Source organism: Pseudomonas sp. Leaf434, assembly GCF_001425545.1.
GTDB lineage: Bacteria > Pseudomonadota > Gammaproteobacteria > Pseudomonadales > Pseudomonadaceae > Aquipseudomonas > Aquipseudomonas siliginis.
In genome coordinates this window covers 178,074-196,444 of the sequence record NZ_LMQZ01000009.1, presented here as the reverse complement: position 1 = coordinate 196,444, position 18,371 = coordinate 178,074, and the positions used below count along the sequence as shown (strand labels likewise).

Below are 18,371 nucleotides of genomic sequence, written 5' to 3'. Positions count from 1 at the left end.
TCGTGGGAGAGCGAGTGGCGCGTCATTGCGCCACTCGAGTCGTTGCGTTTCAGTCGCGTACCGGGCCCGGGGCCAGGACTTCACGCGAACCGTTGGTGTTCATTGAGGTAACGACGCCGGCCATTTCCATCGCCTCGATCATACGCGCGGCGCGGTTGTAGCCGATCTTCAGCTTGCGCTGCACAGCGGAAATCGACGCACGACGACTTTCGAGGACGAACTGCACCGCTTCGTCATACAGCGCGTCGGCTTCCGGATCATCACCGTCGCCACCACCGCTGCTGCCTTCAAAGCCGCTGCCCGCCTCTTCGACACCGTTGAGAATGTCGTCGTTGTACTCAGGCGCACCGCGCAATTTCCAGGCCTCGACCACGCGGTGAACCTCATCGTCGGAGACGAACGCGCCGTGAACCCGGATCGGCAAACTGGTGCCGGGCGGCATGTAGAGCATGTCACCGTGACCGAGCAGTTGCTCGGCACCACCCTGGTCGATGATGGTTCGCGAATCGATCTTGCTCGATACCTGAAACGCCATACGTGTCGGGATGTTGGCTTTGATCAGACCAGTGATCACGTCCACCGACGGGCGCTGGGTGGCAAGAATCAAGTGAATCCCCGCCGCACGCGCCTTTTGCGCAATACGCGCGATCAGTTCTTCAACCTTCTTGCCGACGATCATCATCATGTCGGCGAATTCGTCCACCACTACGACGATGGTCGGCAGTTTCTGCAGCAGCGGCGCTTCGTCGTGAATGCTTTCGCGCTTGTACAGCGGATCGCTCAACGGCTCGCCGGCATCCTGGGCTTCCTTGACCTTGGCGTTGAAGCCGGACAGGTTACGCACGCCCATTTTCGCCATCAGCTTGTAGCGACGCTCCATCTCGGCAACGCTCCAGCGCAAGGCGTTGGCGGCGTCCTTCATGTCGGTCACTACCGGGCAAAGCAGGTGCGGAATGCCTTCGTAGATCGACAGCTCAAGCATCTTCGGGTCGATCATGATCAGCTTGGCATCGTCCGGGCCGGACTTGAACAGGATCGACAGGATCATCGCGTTCACGCCCACGGACTTACCGGAACCGGTGGTACCGGCCACCAGCAAGTGCGGCATCTTCGCCAGGTCGGTGATGACCGGCTTGCCGCCGATGTCATGACCGAGCGCCAGGGTGACCGGCGATTTGAAGTTGTCGTACTCGGGGGTCGACAGCACCTCGGAGAAACGCACGATCTGGCGGTCTTCGTTGGGAATCTCGATACCCACAGTGGTCTTGCCCGGAATCACCTCGACCACCCGCACACTGGTCACCGCCAGCGAACGCGCCAGGTCTTTGGCCAGGTTGGCGATGCGGCTGACTTTTACCCCGGCGGCAGGCTGGATTTCGTATCGGGTAATCACTGGACCCGGATGGATCGAATCAACGGTGACTTCGACGCCGAATTCCTTGAGCTTGATTTCCAGCAAGTGGCCGACCGCTGCCAGGGACTCAGGCGAATAGTTGAGCTGTTTCTTTTCCGCAGGATCAAGAATGGAGATCGGCGGCAAGGTGCCTTCGACCGCGCTGTCGACGAACAACGGCGCCTGCTTCTCTTTCTGCACGCGCTTGCTCGGCTCCGGCGCCTTGGCTGGTGCCGGCGCGATCACCGGTGGCACCTGCTTCTCGCGGTCGGACATGTGCTTGCTCAACGCTTGCTCACGCTCGATCAGGCGTTCCTTGACCTTGGCCTGTTCGCGTTTGTCGGTGACAGTCGGTGCGACCACATCGTGGACGCGGTCATCAACCTCACGCAGTTGCGCAACCAGTTGCTTGCGTTCAGTGCGCGCCGACCACCAGCGGTTGAGCGCGCCCTGGAACAGCTCGAACAGATCGAGGGTGATCTTGCCGGTGACGTCCATCACCTTGAACCACGACAGGTCGGTGAATACGGTCAGGCCGAACAGGAACAGAGCGATGAACAACAGCGTGCTGCCCTGGATGTTCAGCGCATTCTTCGCCAGATCGCCAAGGCTTTCGCCCAGGGCACCGCCAGCACCGGCCGGCAGACCGGTCGCGGCATGGAAATGAATGTGCGCCAGCGCAGCACCGGAGAGCACGAGGAATACCAGGCCGATCAGACGCCAGGAAAACAGCCAGCCGCTCCACTGCCATGGTTCGTGGCGTTGACGGAAGATCTGGTACGCCTTGACCGCCAGCAGCAACGGAAAGATATAGGCGAAGTAACCGAGCACCATGAACAGGATATCGGCGCTGTACGAGCCGGCCGGGCCGCCGAAGTTCTGCACATCGTCGATCTTGCTGTTATGGCTCCAGCCCGGGTCGTCCTTGCCGTAGGTCAGCAAAGCCATCATCAGGAACAGGCACAAAGCGCCAATGGCGATCAATGCACCTTCCTTGAGCCGGTAGTGCAGTTGCTGGCGCCAGAGCGGAACGACTGTTTTGGGTGCTTCGGTGGTCTTCTTCAAAACGCTTCTTTTCCTGCGCCCGAGGCGCGTCCATCTATTGAATGACGATAAAAAACTGCCCAATCCAGGCAGGTAAAAAAGGTGAAAAGCTCAACTGGGACTACTTTTAACACTGTGCCACTGGTTTTATAAACACAGCCATAAACACTGTGCGCAGCGTATAGCCTGTCACAACCCGGCATTGTACGGGTTTGTGCGTCCGATGCCATGTTTCAGACCCCAGCCTTGAGCATAGCCAAACGTACATGCATTGCGTTGCAATTGGAGCATGCATTGTCTTTTGTGACAAAGGCTTATGAGCTGTATTTGATGAACGTAGCGAACCTGGCCGGATCAGGCTCACAGGAATGCTCGACAGCATCGACACGGCGACGCTTACGACCACGGGCGACACATCAAGTTGCAGCTCAATGCTCTCTGCAGCAGACAACTGTGCAGGACAGCGGCGCCGTTTCGCGGCAAACTCTTTCGCGGGGCCTGCACGCCCCTGACCGCCCTCCCCTTCTGCAAGCCTGGATGCCATGCTGACTTGGTTACAACGTAACTCCCTGACCTTTCCGCCACTGGAAAAAGCCATGCGCGAGCCGAACGGATTGCTCGCTGCCGGCGGCGATCTTTCCGCCGATCGACTGATCCAGGCCTATCGCCATGGCTGCTTTCCCTGGTTCTCCGAAGGCCAACCCATTCTCTGGTGGTCGCCAGACCCTCGCACCGTGCTGTTTCCCGACGAACTGCACGTCTCGCGCAGTCTCGGCAAGCTGCTGCGCAAGCAACGCTATCAAGTGACCTTCGATCAGGATTTCGACGCCGTCATCCGCGCCTGCGCTGCCCCGCGTGACTACGCCGACGGCACCTGGATCACCGAGGCCATGCAGGATGCTTACGTAGAATTGCATCGGCGCGGTTTCGCTCATTCGGTTGAGGTCTGGGACGAGGGAGAGCTGGTCGGCGGCCTGTACGGCTTGGCGATGGGTCAACTGTTTTTTGGCGAGTCGATGTTCAGCCGCGCTGACAACGCGTCCAAATATGGCTTTGCCACGCTGGTCCAGCATTTGAAAGCCGCCGGATTTGTGCTGATCGACTGCCAGATGCCGACCGATCACCTGCACAGCCTCGGTGCGCGGTCGATTCCGCGCGGCGAATTCGCCGACTATCTGCGGCGCCATCTCGATCAACCGAATTCAGCGACCTGGGTTTGCTGAGCGACTTTTGCGCAGGTGGCTTACACTTAATCCACCAGCTTATCCCGAGGGTTGATTCATGACCGAGTTGGCGCGTTTGAAGTTTTATGCCACTCAGCCCCACTCTTGCAGTTATCTGCCCGAGGAGCAGGCCACGACGCTGTTTCTCGACCCGAGTCAGCCCATGGATGTGCATGTCTACGCAGACCTGTCGGAAATGGGCTTTCGTCGCAGCGGCGATCATTTGTACCGGCCGCATTGCCAGAATTGCAATGCGTGCGTGCCTGCGCGCATTCCCTCCGCACAATTCATCACCAATCGCCAGCAAAAGCGCATCTACAAACGCAACGCGGATTTGCAGGTGCAGCCGGTCAAACCGCACTTCAGCGAAGAATATTTCGACCTGTACCAGCGCTACATAGAACAGCGCCATGCCGACGGCGACATGTACCCGCCAAGCCGCGATCAGTTCTCGACGTTCCTGGTGCGTGACCTGCCCTTCTCGCGCTTCTACGAGTTTCGACTAGACGGACGGTTGCTTGCGGTGGCGGTGACCGATCTGCTGCCCAACGGTTTGTCAGCGGTGTACACCTTCTACGAACCGAACGAAGAACGCCGCAGCCTCGGCCGTTACGCAATCCTCTGGCAAATCGCCGAGAGCCAGCGTCTGGGCCTTGAGGCCGTGTACCTGGGTTACTGGATCAAGAACTGCAAAAAGATGAACTACAAGACGCAATATCGGCCCATCGAATTGCTGATCAATCAGCGCTGGGTCATCCTGAACTGAACCCGCGGCCTAAACCCCTTGGCGTAAACACCATTTTTCGGGCACAATGCACGCCGCTTTTGCCTGGCGCAGTTGCACCGGGCCATTCATTGGATACCGAGGGCTTTACTGCATGTCGAAAGAAGACAGCTTCGAAATGGAAGGCACTGTCGTCGACACCCTGCCCAACACCATGTTTCGTGTGGAGTTGGAAAATGGGCACGTCGTAACCGCGCATATTTCCGGCAAGATGCGCAAGAACTACATTCGTATTCTTACCGGTGACAAAGTGCGCGTCGAGCTGACGCCCTATGACTTGAGCAAAGGGCGGATCACTTACCGCGCTCGTTAATCAAGTCAATACAGAACGCCCGGGTTATGCCGGGCGTTTTTGTGTCTGCGTTTTGAGGTTTGGAGGCTGGGGACTTAATCGTTGCTGCGGGTGTTGCCGCTGGCGGTTTCGCTCTACAGCAAGCAGATCAAAAGATCGCAGCCTTCGGCAGCTCCGGTTGGATCGCGTGAATTCGATAGAAACGGGTTGACCTGCAGGCCGCCTTCGCGAGCAGGCTCGCTCCCACAGAAAAGCAAAGGCAAAGGCAAAGGCAAAGGCAAAGGCAAAGGCAAAAGATCGCAGCCTCCGGCAGCTCCTACACAATGAGCTTTAGCTCGAGTACCGCTTTTGATCTTGATTCACCGGCGACGTCGGAAGGCTGAGTGGAGGGATTGATCCGGGGGTGGGAGCGCAGCGACCGTCTGGCGCAGCCAGACACAGCGGAAGGAGGTGCAGCGAAGAGCCTGCGAGGGCCGAACGCAGGAGCAAGCGTTTTTTTGCTTACTTTTTTTAGGCGTTTGTAAAAAAAGTGAGTCGCCGTAAGGGCGAAACCCTAAGCAGCCGTAACCGCAGCAACGGATATACACCCAAAACTATCAAACAACGAGCAACAAAAAGGCGCCCGAAGGCGCCCTCTTGATATACGACCGTCAGGCCATCTCAGCCGTGGTTTCGAAGTCGAACGTCAACTCCCCATCCTTGATGTCGATGTGCACCACACCGCCATGCTCGGCCAGCTCGCCAAACAGAATCTCCTCCGCCAGCGGACGCTTGATCTTGTCCTGGATCAGACGCGCCATCGGACGTGCGCCCATCGCCGAGTCATAACCACCCGCCGCCAGCCAGCTGCGTGCCGCATCAGTAACCTCAAGCAACACACGCTTGTCTTCCAACTGCGCCTGAAGCTCGGTGAGGAACTTGTCCACCACACTTTTGATGACCTCATGGCTGAGGCGACCAAACTGGATAATGGTGTCCAGACGGTTACGGAATTCCGGCGTGAAGCTCTTCTTGATCACTTCCATCGCATCGGACGAGTGGTCCTGATGGGTGAAACCGATCGAAGCCCGCGCTGCCGTCTCGGCACCGGCGTTGGTGGTCATGATCACGATCACATTGCGGAAGTCCGCCTTGCGCCCGTTGTTGTCGGTCAGCGTGCCGTGATCCATGACCTGCAACAACAGGTTGAAGACTTCCGGATGCGCCTTCTCGATTTCATCGAGCAGCAATACGCAATGTGGCTGCTTGGTGATCGCTTCGGTCAGCAGACCGCCCTGATCGAAACCGACATAGCCAGGAGGCGCACCGATCAGACGCGATACGGTGTGACGCTCCATGTACTCGGACATGTCGAAACGCACCAACTCGATCCCCAGCGCCTTGGCCAGCTGTCGCGCGGCCTCGGTTTTACCGACACCGGTAGGCCCGGCAAACAGGAACGAACCGACCGGCTTGTCCGGCGATTTGAGCCCGGCACGGGACAGCTTGATCGCAGTCGACAGCGAATCGATCGCCGCGTCCTGACCAAACACCGTCAGCTTCAGGTCACGCTCCAGATTACGCAGCAGCTCTTTGTCGGAACTGGTGACATGCTTCGGCGGAATCCGCGCGATTTTCGCGACGATGTCCTCGACCTGCGGCACTTCGATACGCTTGACGCGCATCTCCACCGGTTGCAGACGCTGGTAGGCGCCCGCCTCGTCGATCACGTCGATGGCCTTGTCCGGCATGTGCCGGTCATTGATGTAGCGCGACGCCAGTTCGGCAGCGGCACGCAACGACTCATCGCTGTATTCGATATTGTGATGCTGCTCGAAACGCCCTTTCAGGCCACGCAGGATACCGATGGTGTCTTCCACCGACGGCTCGACGACATCGACCTTCTGGAAGCGACGCGCCAAGGCACGGTCCTTCTCGAAGATGCCGCGAAATTCCTGGAACGTGGTCGAACCGATGCAGCGAATGTCGCCAGACGACAGCAGCGGCTTGAGCAGATTGGATGCATCCATCACGCCACCGGACGCTGCGCCCGCACCGATGATGGTGTGGATCTCGTCGATGAACAGGATCGCCTGCGGACGTTTCTTCAGCTCATTGAGCAGCGCCTTGAAGCGCTTCTCGAAATCACCGCGATACTTGGTACCCGCAAGCAGAGCGCCGAGGTCGAGCGAATAAACAACCGCATTGGCCAGCAGATCCGGCACCTGATTGTCGACGATGCGCTTGGCCAGGCCTTCGGCAATCGCGGTCTTACCCACGCCTGCCTCACCCACCAGCAGCGGATTGTTCTTGCGCCGGCGCGCAAGAATCTGCGCGACACGCTCGACTTCCGACTCACGACCAACCAACGGATCAATGCGACCCTGGCGCGCGAGTTCGTTGAGGTTGCTGGCATAAGCATCCAGAGGATTGCCTGAAGAAGAAGACTCACCGCCCTCGTCGTCCTGCATATCTTGTTCACCTTCAGAGTGATCGCCGTGCCCCGGTACTTTCGAAATGCCGTGGGCGATGTAGTTGACGACATCGATGCGCGCCACGCTCTGCTGTTTCAGCAGGAACACGGCCTGACTCTCTTGCTCACTGAAGATGGCGACCAGCACGTTGGCGCCGGTCACTTCGCGCTTGCCCGAGCTCTGTACGTGAAAAACAGCACGCTGCAGGACACGCTGGAAGCCCAGGGTTGGCTGGGTTTCGCGATCCTCGTCATGGACGGGGATCAATGGCGTGGTGGAGTCGATGAACTCCTGCAAATCATGCTTGAGTTTGTCGAGGTTTGCGCCGCAGGCACGCAAAACGGTGGCGGCAGCCTCATTATCCAATAGGGCCAGCAGGAGATGTTCGACGGTCATGAACTCATGACGCTTCGAACGAGCCTCCTTGAAGGCAAGATTGAGGGTGACTTCGAGCTCGCGGTTTAACATAGCTTCACCTCATACCCAAGTGGTCGGCGATTAACCGTCCTTCTCGATTTCACAGAGTAGCGGATGCTGGCTTTCCCTGGCGTACTGGTTGACCTGCATGGCCTTTGTCTCGGCGATGTCGCGGGTAAACACTCCACATACTGCCCGTCCTTCTGTGTGGACGGCCAGCATGACCTTGGTCGCCAGCTCGCGATTCAGGTTAAAAAACACCTCGAGCACTTCGACGACGAAATCCATCGGTGTGTAGTCATCGTTGAACAAAACCACCTTGTACATCGGCGGCGCCTGTAACGCGGGCTTTGCTTCCTGAACAGCAACGCCTGCCGAATCGTCGTCGTGCTCCTGTGGAAGATCCTTTTGGAGAAGCGGGCGATCCTGATTGAATGTTAGTCGAATCTGGCTGATTGCATGCATGGAAAAAAAGGTTCGTCAGTTGTGCGAATACAGTGGTGGGGGCGGTTGCACACGTTTTCAACTACGACTGCCCGGTCACCTTGACTATCGGGAAAACGGTGTTACAACCAATAGAGCCCACAGTGGGTAAAAAAGATCCGCGGAGTCAATTCTTTTATCGAATTCGATTGCGGATGTCGTGGATGATACTCCAGCGATGGAGTCTGTTGCAGAGGGATTTGAGCATGGCTGTCGGCAAGGTGAAATGGTTCAACAATGCCAAGGGATTCGGCTTTATCAATACCGACGCCCGGGAAGGTCGCGATGAGGATGGCAAGGACATTGATTTCTTTGCCCACTACTCGGCCATTGAAATGGATGGGTACAAGACCCTGAAAGCGGGTCAGGCGGTGAACTTCGAGATCGTTCAAGGCCCTAAAGGCTTGCATGCCGTGAAGATAACTTCGGTCGAAGTCGCTTCGGCGTCGAGCTCGATTGCCACGGAAAAACAAACGGCAACCAGTTGAAGCCTCAAAACATTCGGTCATAAAAAACCGCCTGACTCAACCCATCGAGCCAGGCGGTTTTTGCGTTCCTGCAACTTTTACATATGCGAAATCAGCGCATCTCCGAACCCGGAGGACGAAACCAGCTTCGCGCCATCCATCAAACGCTCGAAATCATAAGTAACAGTCTTCGCGCCGATCGCACCGTTGGTGCCCTTGATGATCAGGTCCGCCGCTTCAGTCCAGCCCATATGACGCAACATCATCTCGGCCGAGAGAATCAGCGAGCCCGGGTTGACCTGGTCCTTGCCGGCATATTTCGGTGCGGTACCGTGGGTCGCCTCGAACATCGCTACGGTGTCGGACAGGTTGGCACCCGGCGCGATACCGATACCGCCCACTTCCGCCGCCAGCGCGTCAGACAGGTAGTCACCGTTGAGGTTAAGCGTAGCGATGACATCGTATTCGGCCGGGCGCAGCAGGATCTGCTGGAGCATGGCGTCGGCGATGGCGTCCTTGACCACAACGTTCTTGCCGGTTTTCGGGTTCTTGAACTGCATCCACGGACCGCCATCGAGCAGCGTCGCACCGAATTCTTCGGCCGCCACTTCGTAGGCCCATTCCTTGAAGGCACCTTCGGTGAACTTCATGATGTTGCCTTTGTGCACGATGGTCAGCGAGTCGCGATCATTGTCGACCACGTATTGCAGAGCCTTGCGCGCCAGACGCCTGGTGCCTTCGCGGGAGACCGGCTTGACGCCGATGCCGCAGTTTTCGTCGAAACGGATCTTGGTGACGCCCATTTCTTCTTTAAGGAATTTGATGACCTTGGTGGCTTCCGGCGAACCGGCCTTCCATTCGATACCGGCGTAAATGTCTTCGGAGTTCTCGCGGAAGATGGTCATGTCGACATCGCCGGGCTTTTTCACCGGGCTTGGCACGCCTTCGAACCAGCGCACCGGACGCAGGCAGACGTACAGGTCGAGCTGCTGACGCAGGGCCACGTTCAGCGAGCGGATGCCGCCACCGACCGGAGTGGTCAGCGGGCCTTTGATCGAAACCACGTAATCCTTGACCGCGTCGAGGGTTTCCTGCGGCAGCCAGGTGTCCTGGTCATAAACCTGAGTGGCCTTTTCGCCGGCGTAGACTTCCATCCAGGAAATCTTGCGCTTGCCGCCGTAGGCCTTTTCAACAGCAGCATCGACAACCTTGATCATCACCGGACTGATGTCGACACCAATACCGTCACCTTCGATGAAGGGGATGATCGGGTTATCAGGAACATTGAGAGAATGGTCTGCATTGACGGTGATTTTGTCGCCGACGGCTGGAACCTGAATCTTCTTGTAACCCATGCTGAACTCCATTGTTTGGATTGAACACCTGGCTTGCTTCGAGCGTAACCCAGTTGAATCAACACGCAAACCCTATGTTCCTGCGCCGCGCACATCTCGTTTCCTACAAGCCTGAAAGCAAAGGGAAAAGCGCCAAACTCCAGCATTCGTAACGAGTCTTTGCCCGGTCGCGCCCTGCGACCTTTAGACCAATGGACGAGAATCGTTGCATATGAACCATCGGCAGATTGCCAGCTACCTATGTATAATGCCGCCCGCTGACCACAGGGTCACGACGGTTGGCCTCTCTAGCACGAGACTTTCCGACTGATTGGTCGGGTTGTTACCGCAGCCTGACTGCTTGACGCTCTACTGATGCACCCAACATCACCGCGAAGAATCTCGACATTCGGTTCATGGATGACTTTGAACGAACGCGCTTACCCGGCGCCCCTCGAGTTTCTGCGCACGCTTTAGCAAAGAAGAGAGAGTTAATCCGAATATGCCCACCCGCTCGAAGATCATCTATACCTTCACCGACGAAGCTCCTGCCCTCGCCACCTATTCCCTGCTGCCGATCATCGAGGCTTACACCGCCTCGGCCGATATCGCCGTGGAAACCCGCGATATCTCTCTTGCAGCGCGCATCCTGGCAAGCTTCCCCGAGCAACTGGGCGACAAAGCCGTAGCCGACCACCTCGCCGAACTGGGCGACCTGGCCGTTACGCCTGAAGCCAACATCATCAAGCTGCCGAACATCAGTGCTTCGGTGCCACAGCTGCAAGCCGCGATCAAAGAGCTGCAGGCGCAGGGCTACAACCTGCCGGACTACCCGGAAACCGTGACCAGCGACGCCGACAAAGACGCCAAGGCGCGTTACGACAAGGTCAAGGGCAGCGCCGTGAACCCGGTTCTGCGTGAAGGCAACTCCGACCGCCGCGCTCCGCTGTCGGTGAAGAACTATGCGCGCAAGCACCCGCACAAAATGGGCGCCTGGGCCAAAGACTCCAAGTCCCACGTCGCTCACATGAGCACCGGCGATTTCTACGGCAGCGAAAAAGCTGTCCTGATCGACGCCGCTGACGCCGTGAAGATCGAACTGATCGCCAAGGACGGTGCCGCTACCGTTCTGAAAGAAAAGACCACCGTTCAGGCTGGCGAGATCCTCGACTGCGCCGTGATGAGCAAAAACGCCCTGCGTGCGTTCATCGCTGCCGAGATCGAAAACGCCAAGGCCCAGGGCGTACTGCTCTCGGTTCACCTGAAAGCGACCATGATGAAGGTCTCGGACCCGATCATGTTCGGCCAGATCGTTGCCGAGTTCTATAAAGACGCACTGACCAAGCACGCTGACGTGCTGAACCAGATCGGCTTCAATCTGAACAACGGCATCGGCGATCTGTACGCGCGCATCAAGGCCCTACCGGCCGAGCAGCAAGCGCAGATCGAAGCCGATATCGCAGCGGTCTACGCCGTTCGTCCTTCGCTGGCGATGGTCAACTCCGACAAAGGCATCACCAACCTGCACGTGCCGAGCGACGTCATCGTTGACGCCTCGATGCCAGCGATGATCCGTGACTCCGGCAAGATGTGGGGCACCGACGGTCAGCTGCACGACACCAAGGCTGTGATCCCGGATCGTTGCTACGCGACCATCTACCAGGCTGTGATCGAAGACTGCAAAGCCAACGGCGCTTTCGACCCGACCACCATGGGCAGCGTGCCGAACGTCGGTCTGATGGCGAAGAAAGCCGAAGAGTACGGCTCCCACGACAAGACTTTCCAGATCAAGGCTGACGGCGTTGTTCGCGTCACCGACAGCAAGGGCAAGCTGCTGATGGAACAGGCTGTCGAAGCCGGCGACATCTTCCGCATGTGCCAGACCAAAGACGCGCCGATCCAGGACTGGGTCAAACTGGCCGTCAACCGTGCTCGCGCGAGCAGCACGCCGGCGATCTTCTGGCTCGACCCGATGCGCGCTCACGATGGCGTGGTGATCGAGAAGGTTCAGGCCTACCTGAAGGACCACGACACCAGCGGTCTGGACATCCAGATCATGGCGCCGGTCGACGCGATGAAGTACACCCTGCAGCGCACCCGCGAAGGCAAGGACACCATTTCGGTGACCGGCAACGTACTGCGCGACTACCTGACCGACCTGTTCCCGATCATGGAACTGGGCACCAGCGCCAAGATGCTGTCGATCGTGCCGCTGATGAACGGCGGTGGTCTGTTCGAAACCGGCGCCGGCGGTTCGGCTCCGAAGCACGTGCAGCAACTGGTTGAAGAAAACTTCCTGCGCTGGGATTCGCTGGGTGAGTTCCTTGCCCTCGCCGCTTCCCTTGAGCACCTGGGCGTGAACTACAACAACCCGAAAGCACTGGTGCTGTCGAAAACCCTGGACCAGGCCACCGGCCAGTTCCTCGACAACAACAAGTCGCCATCGCGCAAGGTCGGCAACATCGACAACCGCGGCAGCCACTTCTACCTGGCGATGTACTGGGCTCAGGCCCTGGCTGCCCAGACCGAAGACGCTGCACTGCAAGCGCAGTTCGCGACTCTGGCCAAAACCCTGACCGAGAACGAGGCAACCATCGTTGCCGAGCTCAACGCCGTTCAGGGCAAGCCAGTCGACATCGGCGGTTACTACCACGCCGACGCCGAGCTGATCAGCAAGGCCATGCGTCCAAGCGCAACCTTCAACGCGGCGATTGCTGCGCTGGTTTAAGGTTGTAATGCGGTAAACAAACCCCGGCCGAGTGCCGGGGTTTGTGTTTCTACTGACAACATAAATCCCTTGTGGGAGCGAGCCTGCTCGCGAATGCGGTTTATCATTCAGCACCTTCGTTGACTGACCCACCGCTTTCGCGAGCAGGCTCGCTCCCACAGTTGACCGCGCTACCGTCGAGGAAATCTTATGGAATGGCTCCCCCACATCACCGTCGCCACCATCGTCGAGGACAACGGTCGCTTCCTGATGGTCGAAGAGCACAAAGGTGGGCGTAATGTGCTCAACCAGCCCGCCGGCCATCTCGATCCGGATGAAACCCTGATCGATGCGGCCATTCGCGAAACCCTCGAAGAAACCGGCTGGGACGTCGAACCGACAGGCGTGATCGGCATTTATCTGTACACCGCACCGAGCAACGGCGTGACTTACCAGCGCATATGCTTCAGCGCCAAAGCCGTGCAGCATCACCCGGATTACCGGCTTGACGACGGCATCGTCGGCGCCAAGTGGCTGACCCGCGACGAATTAATCGCCCAGCGCGATAACTGGCGCAGTGAACTGATCATCCGTTGCATCGACGATTATCTGGCCGGTCATCACTTCAGCCTCGAACTGATCCGCCCTTCTCTTTAGCCTTGCGGCCGCGAGCCTGATAGAATCGCGCCCTTTTCCAAGACACTCATTGAATCCCTATGCGTGATCCAGCCCCTTCTGACACATCCAAGAAGCGCGTCATTGTCGGCATGTCCGGCGGCGTGGACTCTTCCGTTTCTGCCCTTCTGCTGATCGAGCAGGGTTATGAAGTGGAAGGCCTGTTCATGAAGAACTGGGAAGAAGACGACGGAACGGAATACTGCACCGCCATGGACGACCTGGCGGATGCTCAGGCTGTCTGCGACAAGATCGGCATCAAGCTGCACACCGCCAACTTCGCCGCCGAGTACTGGGACAACGTGTTCGAGCACTTCCTCGCCGAATACAAGGCCGGGCGCACGCCGAACCCGGACATCCTGTGCAACCGCGAGATCAAGTTCAAAGCGTTCCTCGACTACGCGATGATGCTCGGCGCCGACCTGATCGCCACCGGCCACTACGTGCGCCGCCGTGATATCGATGGTCGCACCGAACTGCTCAAAGGCCTCGATCCGAACAAGGATCAGAGCTATTTCCTGCACGCCGTCGGCGGCGAACAGATCGCCAAGACCCTGTTCCCGGTCGGCGAACTGGAAAAGCCTGAAGTGCGCGCGATTGCCGAGAAATACGAACTGGCCACCGCCAAAAAGAAGGATTCCACCGGAATCTGCTTCATCGGCGAGCGCCGTTTCAGCGATTTCCTCAAGCAATACCTGCCGGCACAACCGGGCGAGATCAAGACCACCGAAGGCGAAGTCATCGGCCGTCACCACGGCTTGATGTACCACACCATCGGCCAGCGTCAGGGCCTCGGCATCGGCGGCTTGAAGGATGCCGGTGACGAGCCGTGGTACGTGCTGCGCAAGGATCTGCAGAGCAACGAGCTGATCGTCGGCCAAGGCAACAACCATCCGTGGCTGTTCTCCAGCGCCCTGCTCGCTTCGGAAATTTACTGGGTCAACCCGATCGACCTGAGCCAGCCGCTGCGCCTGACGGCGAAAGTGCGCTATCGCCAGAGCGATCAGGCCTGCACCCTGGAAAAAACCGCCAGCGGTTATCGCGCCGTGTTCGACGAACCGCAACGCGCGGTGACGCCGGGCCAATCGGTGGTGTTCTATGACGGTGAAATCTGCTTGGGTGGCGGCGTGATCGAAGTGGCCGAGCCGTGGAGCGGCCAGGCATGAGCCCGACTCAGGAGCAACTGACGGCGCTGGGCGGCGTGTTTCTCGCCGCCGTGCTGGTCGATCGCATCGCCAAGACCGGCCAGACCAACGAGGCCGGCCTGAGTTGCATGCTCGGCAGCCTGCTGGTCCGCGACCCAAAAGATACGCTGGACGTCTACGGCGGCGACGACATCAATCTGCGCGAGGGTTATCGCGCGCTGATTGGCGCCCTTGAGCGCGATCCGAGCACCTTGCAGCGCGAGCCGTTGCGCTACGCGCTGTCGATGCTCGGTCTGGAGCGGCAACTGGCCAAGCGTGACGACATGCTTGAGACGATTGCCAAACGCCTGCCGCAGATCCAGTCGCAGGTGGAGCATTTTGGCCCGGCCCACGAAAACGTCGTGGCCGCTTGCGGTGCGTTGTACCAGGACACTTTGAGCACTCTGCGCCAGCGCATTCAGGTGCACGGCGACATGCGCAACCTGCAACAGCCGAGCAATGCCTCGAAGATCCGCGCCCTGCTCCTCGCCGGTATCCGCTCGGCGCGCCTGTGGCGTCAGCTCGGTGGTCATCGCTGGCAGTTGGTGATCAGCCGCCGCAAGTTGCTTAAAGAGCTTTATCCGTTGATGCGCAGCGAGTAAACGCCGCGTCACGAAGGCTTTGTAGTCTGTAACGCGTAATACGCCGGTCAGTTGGCGACGGACCGGCGGATTTTTTCATGTATGATACGCGCCCCATTTCGTTGCCCGACTGTCCGAGAACACCCCATGCAGCTCTCTTCGCTCACTGCGGTTTCCCCTGTTGACGGCCGCTACGCCGGCAAAACCCAGGCCCTGCGCCCGATTTTCAGCGAGTACGGCCTGATCCGTGCCCGCGTTCTGGTTGAAGTGCGCTGGCTTCAGCGCCTGGCCGCCCATGCTGGCATCCCTGAAGTGCCAGCCTTCTCCGCCGAGGCCAACGCCGTTCTCAATGAACTGGCTGAAAACTTCTCGCTGGAGCACGCCGAGCGCGTCAAAGAGATCGAGCGCACCACCAACCACGACGTCAAAGCGATCGAATACCTGCTCAAAGAGCAGGCGGCCAAGCTGCCGGAGCTGGCCAAGGTCAGCGAATTCATCCACTTTGCCTGCACCAGCGAAGACATCAACAACCTGTCCCACGCCCTGATGCTGCGCGAAGGTCGTGACGACGTGATGCTGCCGCTGATGCGCCAGACCGCCAACGCCATCCGCGAACTGGCGATCCGTTTCGCCGACGTGCCGATGCTGTCGCGCACCCACGGCCAGCCGGCTTCGCCGACTACTCTGGGTAAAGAACTGGCCAACGTGGTTTACCGTCTCGAGCGTCAGATCGCTCAAGTCGCTGCCGTGCCGCTGCTGGGCAAGATCAACGGCGCTGTCGGCAACTACAACGCACACCTCTCGGCCTACCCGCAGATCGACTGGGAAGCCAACGCCCGCGCCTTCATCGAAGACGAGCTGGGCCTGGGCTTCAACCCGTACACCACGCAGATCGAACCGCACGACTACATCGCCGAGCTGTTCGACGCTATCGCACGCTTCAACACCATCCTGATCGACTTCGACCGCGACATCTGGGGCTATATCTCCTTGGGTTATTTCAAGCAGCGCACCATCGCTGGTGAAATCGGTTCGTCGACCATGCCGCACAAGGTCAACCCGATCGACTTCGAAAACTCCGAAGGCAACCTGGGTATCGCCAACGCATTGTTCCAGCACCTGGCGAGCAAGCTGCCGATCTCCCGCTGGCAGCGCGACCTGACCGACTCCACCGTCCTGCGCAACCTCGGTGTCGGCTTCGCCCACAGCGTGATCGCTTACGAAGCCAGCCTCAAAGGCATCAGCAAACTCGAGCTCAACGAGCAGAAGATTGCCGCTGACCTCGATGCTTGCTGGGAAGTATTGGCTGAGCCGATCCAGACCGTGATGCGTCGCTACAACATCGAAAACCCGTACGAAAAGCTGAAAGAACTGACCCGCGGCAAGGGCATCAGCCCTGAAGCGTTGCAGACTTTCATCGATGGCCTGGACATGCCAGCCGAAGCCAAAGCCGAGCTCAAGCAACTGACGCCGGCCAACTACATCGGCAACGCAGTGGCACAAGCCAAACGCATCTGATCGACCGTTTGCTCCGTTTGAGACGCCCGGCCGCGCCGGGCGTTTTTATTCCCGTCTGAAAAGTGCTTTTTTTCAATAGGTTACATATGAATTCCGATATTCCTCTTCAACTTCTGGGCGGCCTCACAGCACGCGAATTCCTGCGTGACTACTGGCAGAAAAAACCGCTGCTGATTCGTCAGGCGATTCCTGACTTCGAAAGCCCGATCGACGCCGACGAACTGGCCGGCCTGGCCCTGGAAGAAGAAGTCGAATCGCGCCTGGTGATCGAACATGGCGAGCGTCCATGGGAACTGCGTCGCGGCCCGTTCGCCGAAGACGAGTTCAGCAAATTGCCAGAAAAAGAGTGGACACTGCTGGTGCAAGCGGTTGATCAGTTCGTGCCGGAAGTCAGCGAACTGCTGGAAAACTTCCGCTTCCTGCCGAGCTGGCGCGTCGATGACGTGATGATCAGCTTTGCCGCACCGGGTGGCAGCGTCGGCCCGCATTTCGACAACTACGATGTGTTCCTGCTGCAGGGCCATGGCAAGCGCAACTGGAAAATCGGCCAGATGTGCGATTCCGAGAGCCCGCTCCTGCAGCACGCTGACCTGCGCATCCTCGCTGAATTCCACGAGACCGAAGAATGGGTGCTGGAGCCAGGCGACATGCTCTACCTGCCGCCGCGTCTGGCCCATTGCGGCGTCGCAGTCGACAACTGCATGACCTACTCGGTCGGCTTCCGTGCGCCGAGCGCTGCTGAAGTGCTGACCCACTTCACCGACTTCCTCAGCCAGTTCCTGACCGACGAAGAGCGCTACACCGATGCCGACGCCAAGCCGGCGGTCGATCCGCACCAGATTCAACACGATGCGCTGGATCGTCTGAAAAGCCTGCTCGCCGAACACATGAGCGATGAGCGCCTGCTGCTGACCTGGTTCGGCCAGTACATGACCGAGCCGCGCTACCCGGAACTGGTGGTCGGCCCGGAAGACGTCGAAGAAGAAGACTTCCTCGCCGCCCTGCAGGACGGCGCTGTGCTGATCCGCAACCCGAGTGCGCGCCTGGCCTGGTCGGAAGTCGACGACGATCTGCTGCTGTTCGCCAGCGGCCAGAGCCGTTACCTGCCGGGCAAGCTGCGCGAACTGTTGAAGCTGATCTGCGCCGCTGACGCCCTGCACGCCGACAACCTCGGCGAATGGCTGAGCGATGAAGACGGCCGCAGCCTGCTCTGCGAACTGGTCAAGCAAGGAAGCCTGGGGTTCGCCGATGAATAAAATTCGCGTTCGTGTCGCAGACTGGCAGAAGGATATCGCCGAGATCCGGCGCATTCGTGAAACGGTGTTCATCGCCGAACAATCGGTGCCACCCGAGCTTGAGTGGGACGCCGATGACGCGACCGCCGTGCATTTTCTGGCGTTCGAAGGCGACTTCCCGATCGGCACGGCGCGACTGCTGCCCGATGGGCATATCGGTCGGGTTTCGGTACTCAAAGACTGGCGCGGAATGAAGGTCGGTGACGCGTTGATGCAAGCGGTCATCGCCGAAGCCGAAGCGCGCGGCTTGAAGCAACAGAAGCTCAGCGCTCAGGTGCAAGCCACGGCGTTCTATGAGCGCTTGGGCTTCAGCCTGGTCAGCGAGGAGTTTCTCGAGGCCGGCATTCCGCATGTCGACATGGTTCGGCATTCGGCCTGATTCCGAGACCTCTAGATCCCTGTGGCGAGGGGATTTATCCCCGCTGGGCTGCGAAGCAGCCCCAAATCCAGAAAACTCGGTGAGTCAGTTAAATCGAGCGCGCTGGGTCGGCGACTGCTGTGCAGCCGAGCGGGGATAAATC

The 18,371-nt window shown here is 58.9% G+C and carries 15 protein-coding genes; 11 read left to right on the top strand and 4 right to left on the bottom strand.

Annotated elements, in window-relative coordinates; all coding sequences use genetic code 11:
- Window positions 1-49: 49 nt before the first annotated feature.
- Window positions 50-2,458: a DNA translocase FtsK gene (ftsK, locus tag ASG55_RS18240; protein ID WP_041477069.1), complete on the bottom strand. Its 2,409-nt coding sequence runs from the start codon at window positions 2,456-2,458 to the stop codon at window positions 50-52.
- Between the two features lie 521 nt (window positions 2,459-2,979).
- Between ftsK and aat the strand changes: the two genes are divergently transcribed.
- The 3 genes from aat to infA all read left to right on the top strand — a co-directional run bounded on the left by aat (window position 2,980) and on the right by infA (window position 4,757).
- Window positions 2,980-3,660: a leucyl/phenylalanyl-tRNA--protein transferase gene (aat, locus tag ASG55_RS18235; protein ID WP_056788902.1), complete on the top strand. Its 681-nt coding sequence runs from the start codon at window positions 2,980-2,982 to the stop codon at window positions 3,658-3,660.
- A gap of 58 nt (window positions 3,661-3,718) precedes the next feature.
- Window positions 3,719-4,426: an arginyltransferase gene (locus ASG55_RS18230; protein WP_041477071.1), complete on the top strand. Its 708-nt coding sequence runs from the start codon at window positions 3,719-3,721 to the stop codon at window positions 4,424-4,426.
- Window positions 4,427-4,538: 112 nt separating this feature from the next.
- A complete protein-coding gene (gene infA, locus ASG55_RS18225) occupies window positions 4,539-4,757 on the top strand; it encodes a translation initiation factor IF-1 (RefSeq protein ID WP_002553999.1) in 219 nt (72 codons plus the stop codon).
- Window positions 4,758-5,386: 629 nt separating this feature from the next.
- Here infA and clpA read toward each other — a convergent pair.
- A complete protein-coding gene (gene clpA, locus ASG55_RS18220) occupies window positions 5,387-7,657 on the bottom strand; it encodes an ATP-dependent Clp protease ATP-binding subunit ClpA (RefSeq protein WP_016775266.1) in 2,271 nt (756 codons plus the stop codon).
- A 30-nt stretch (window positions 7,658-7,687) separates the two neighbouring features.
- Window positions 7,688-8,071: an ATP-dependent Clp protease adapter ClpS gene (clpS, locus tag ASG55_RS18215; RefSeq protein WP_011334948.1), complete on the bottom strand. Its 384-nt coding sequence runs from the start codon at window positions 8,069-8,071 to the stop codon at window positions 7,688-7,690.
- Between the two features lie 224 nt (window positions 8,072-8,295).
- On the opposite strand from clpS, the gene ASG55_RS18210 reads away from it, so the two are divergent.
- Window positions 8,296-8,577, top strand: coding sequence for a cold shock domain-containing protein (locus ASG55_RS18210; RefSeq protein WP_041477073.1), 282 nt, complete (start codon window positions 8,296-8,298; stop codon window positions 8,575-8,577).
- 77 nt (window positions 8,578-8,654) lie between these two features.
- On the opposite strand, the gene icd is transcribed toward ASG55_RS18210, so the two are convergent.
- Entirely contained in the window at window positions 8,655-9,911 is a 1,257-nt protein-coding gene (icd, locus tag ASG55_RS18205) for an NADP-dependent isocitrate dehydrogenase (protein ID WP_056788899.1), read from the bottom strand.
- Between the two features lie 481 nt (window positions 9,912-10,392).
- Here icd and ASG55_RS18200 point away from each other — a divergent pair, with 481 nt between their 5' ends.
- From ASG55_RS18200 to ASG55_RS18170, 7 genes are all read left to right on the top strand, one after another.
- Window positions 10,393-12,618, top strand: a complete 2,226-nt coding sequence (locus tag ASG55_RS18200) for an NADP-dependent isocitrate dehydrogenase (RefSeq protein ID WP_056788894.1) — start codon at window positions 10,393-10,395, stop codon at window positions 12,616-12,618.
- A 189-nt stretch (window positions 12,619-12,807) separates the two neighbouring features.
- On the top strand, window positions 12,808-13,254 hold the full coding sequence (locus ASG55_RS18195; RefSeq protein WP_041477075.1) for an NUDIX hydrolase: 447 nt from the start codon (window positions 12,808-12,810) through the stop codon (window positions 13,252-13,254).
- A gap of 59 nt (window positions 13,255-13,313) precedes the next feature.
- Window positions 13,314-14,438 (top strand): tRNA 2-thiouridine(34) synthase MnmA, encoded by a 1,125-nt coding sequence (gene mnmA, locus ASG55_RS18190; RefSeq protein WP_041477077.1) that lies wholly within the window; start codon window positions 13,314-13,316, stop codon window positions 14,436-14,438.
- Window positions 14,435-15,058 (top strand): high frequency lysogenization protein HflD, encoded by a 624-nt coding sequence (gene hflD, locus ASG55_RS18185; protein WP_039763308.1) that lies wholly within the window; start codon window positions 14,435-14,437, stop codon window positions 15,056-15,058. The genes mnmA and hflD overlap by 4 nt, the downstream gene beginning before the upstream one ends.
- A gap of 126 nt (window positions 15,059-15,184) precedes the next feature.
- Window positions 15,185-16,555: an adenylosuccinate lyase gene (gene purB / locus ASG55_RS18180; RefSeq protein WP_003223822.1), complete on the top strand. Its 1,371-nt coding sequence runs from the start codon at window positions 15,185-15,187 to the stop codon at window positions 16,553-16,555.
- Window positions 16,556-16,641: 86 nt separating this feature from the next.
- Entirely contained in the window at window positions 16,642-17,811 is a 1,170-nt protein-coding gene (locus ASG55_RS18175; protein WP_016775274.1) for a ribosomal protein uL16 3-hydroxylase, read from the top strand.
- On the top strand, window positions 17,804-18,229 hold the full coding sequence (locus ASG55_RS18170; RefSeq protein ID WP_016775275.1) for a GNAT family N-acetyltransferase: 426 nt from the start codon (window positions 17,804-17,806) through the stop codon (window positions 18,227-18,229). The genes ASG55_RS18175 and ASG55_RS18170 overlap by 8 nt, the downstream gene beginning before the upstream one ends.
- Window positions 18,230-18,371: the final 142 nt, after the last annotated feature.

Excerpts from the sequence above, each read along its gene's own strand:
- aat (WP_056788902.1), top strand. The coding sequence starts at position 2,980 with ATGCTGACTTGGTTACAACGTAACTCCCTGACCTTTCCGCCACTGGAA.
- ASG55_RS18230 (WP_041477071.1), top strand. The coding sequence starts at position 3,719 with ATGACCGAGTTGGCGCGTTTGAAGTTTTATGCCACTCAGCCCCACTCT.
- infA (WP_002553999.1), top strand. The coding sequence starts at position 4,539 with ATGTCGAAAGAAGACAGCTTCGAAATGGAAGGCACTGTCGTCGACACC.
- clpA (WP_016775266.1), bottom strand. The coding sequence starts at position 7,657 with ATGTTAAACCGCGAGCTCGAAGTCACCCTCAATCTTGCCTTCAAGGAG.
- clpS (WP_011334948.1), bottom strand. The coding sequence starts at position 8,071 with ATGCATGCAATCAGCCAGATTCGACTAACATTCAATCAGGATCGCCCG.
- ASG55_RS18210 (WP_041477073.1), top strand. The coding sequence starts at position 8,296 with ATGGCTGTCGGCAAGGTGAAATGGTTCAACAATGCCAAGGGATTCGGC.
- icd (WP_056788899.1), bottom strand. The coding sequence starts at position 9,911 with ATGGGTTACAAGAAGATTCAGGTTCCAGCCGTCGGCGACAAAATCACC.
- ASG55_RS18200 (WP_056788894.1), top strand. The coding sequence starts at position 10,393 with ATGCCCACCCGCTCGAAGATCATCTATACCTTCACCGACGAAGCTCCT.
- ASG55_RS18195 (WP_041477075.1), top strand. The coding sequence starts at position 12,808 with ATGGAATGGCTCCCCCACATCACCGTCGCCACCATCGTCGAGGACAAC.
- mnmA (WP_041477077.1), top strand. The coding sequence starts at position 13,314 with ATGCGTGATCCAGCCCCTTCTGACACATCCAAGAAGCGCGTCATTGTC.
- hflD (WP_039763308.1), top strand. The coding sequence starts at position 14,435 with ATGAGCCCGACTCAGGAGCAACTGACGGCGCTGGGCGGCGTGTTTCTC.
- purB (WP_003223822.1), top strand. The coding sequence starts at position 15,185 with ATGCAGCTCTCTTCGCTCACTGCGGTTTCCCCTGTTGACGGCCGCTAC.
- ASG55_RS18175 (WP_016775274.1), top strand. The coding sequence starts at position 16,642 with ATGAATTCCGATATTCCTCTTCAACTTCTGGGCGGCCTCACAGCACGC.
- ASG55_RS18170 (WP_016775275.1), top strand. The coding sequence starts at position 17,804 with ATGAATAAAATTCGCGTTCGTGTCGCAGACTGGCAGAAGGATATCGCC.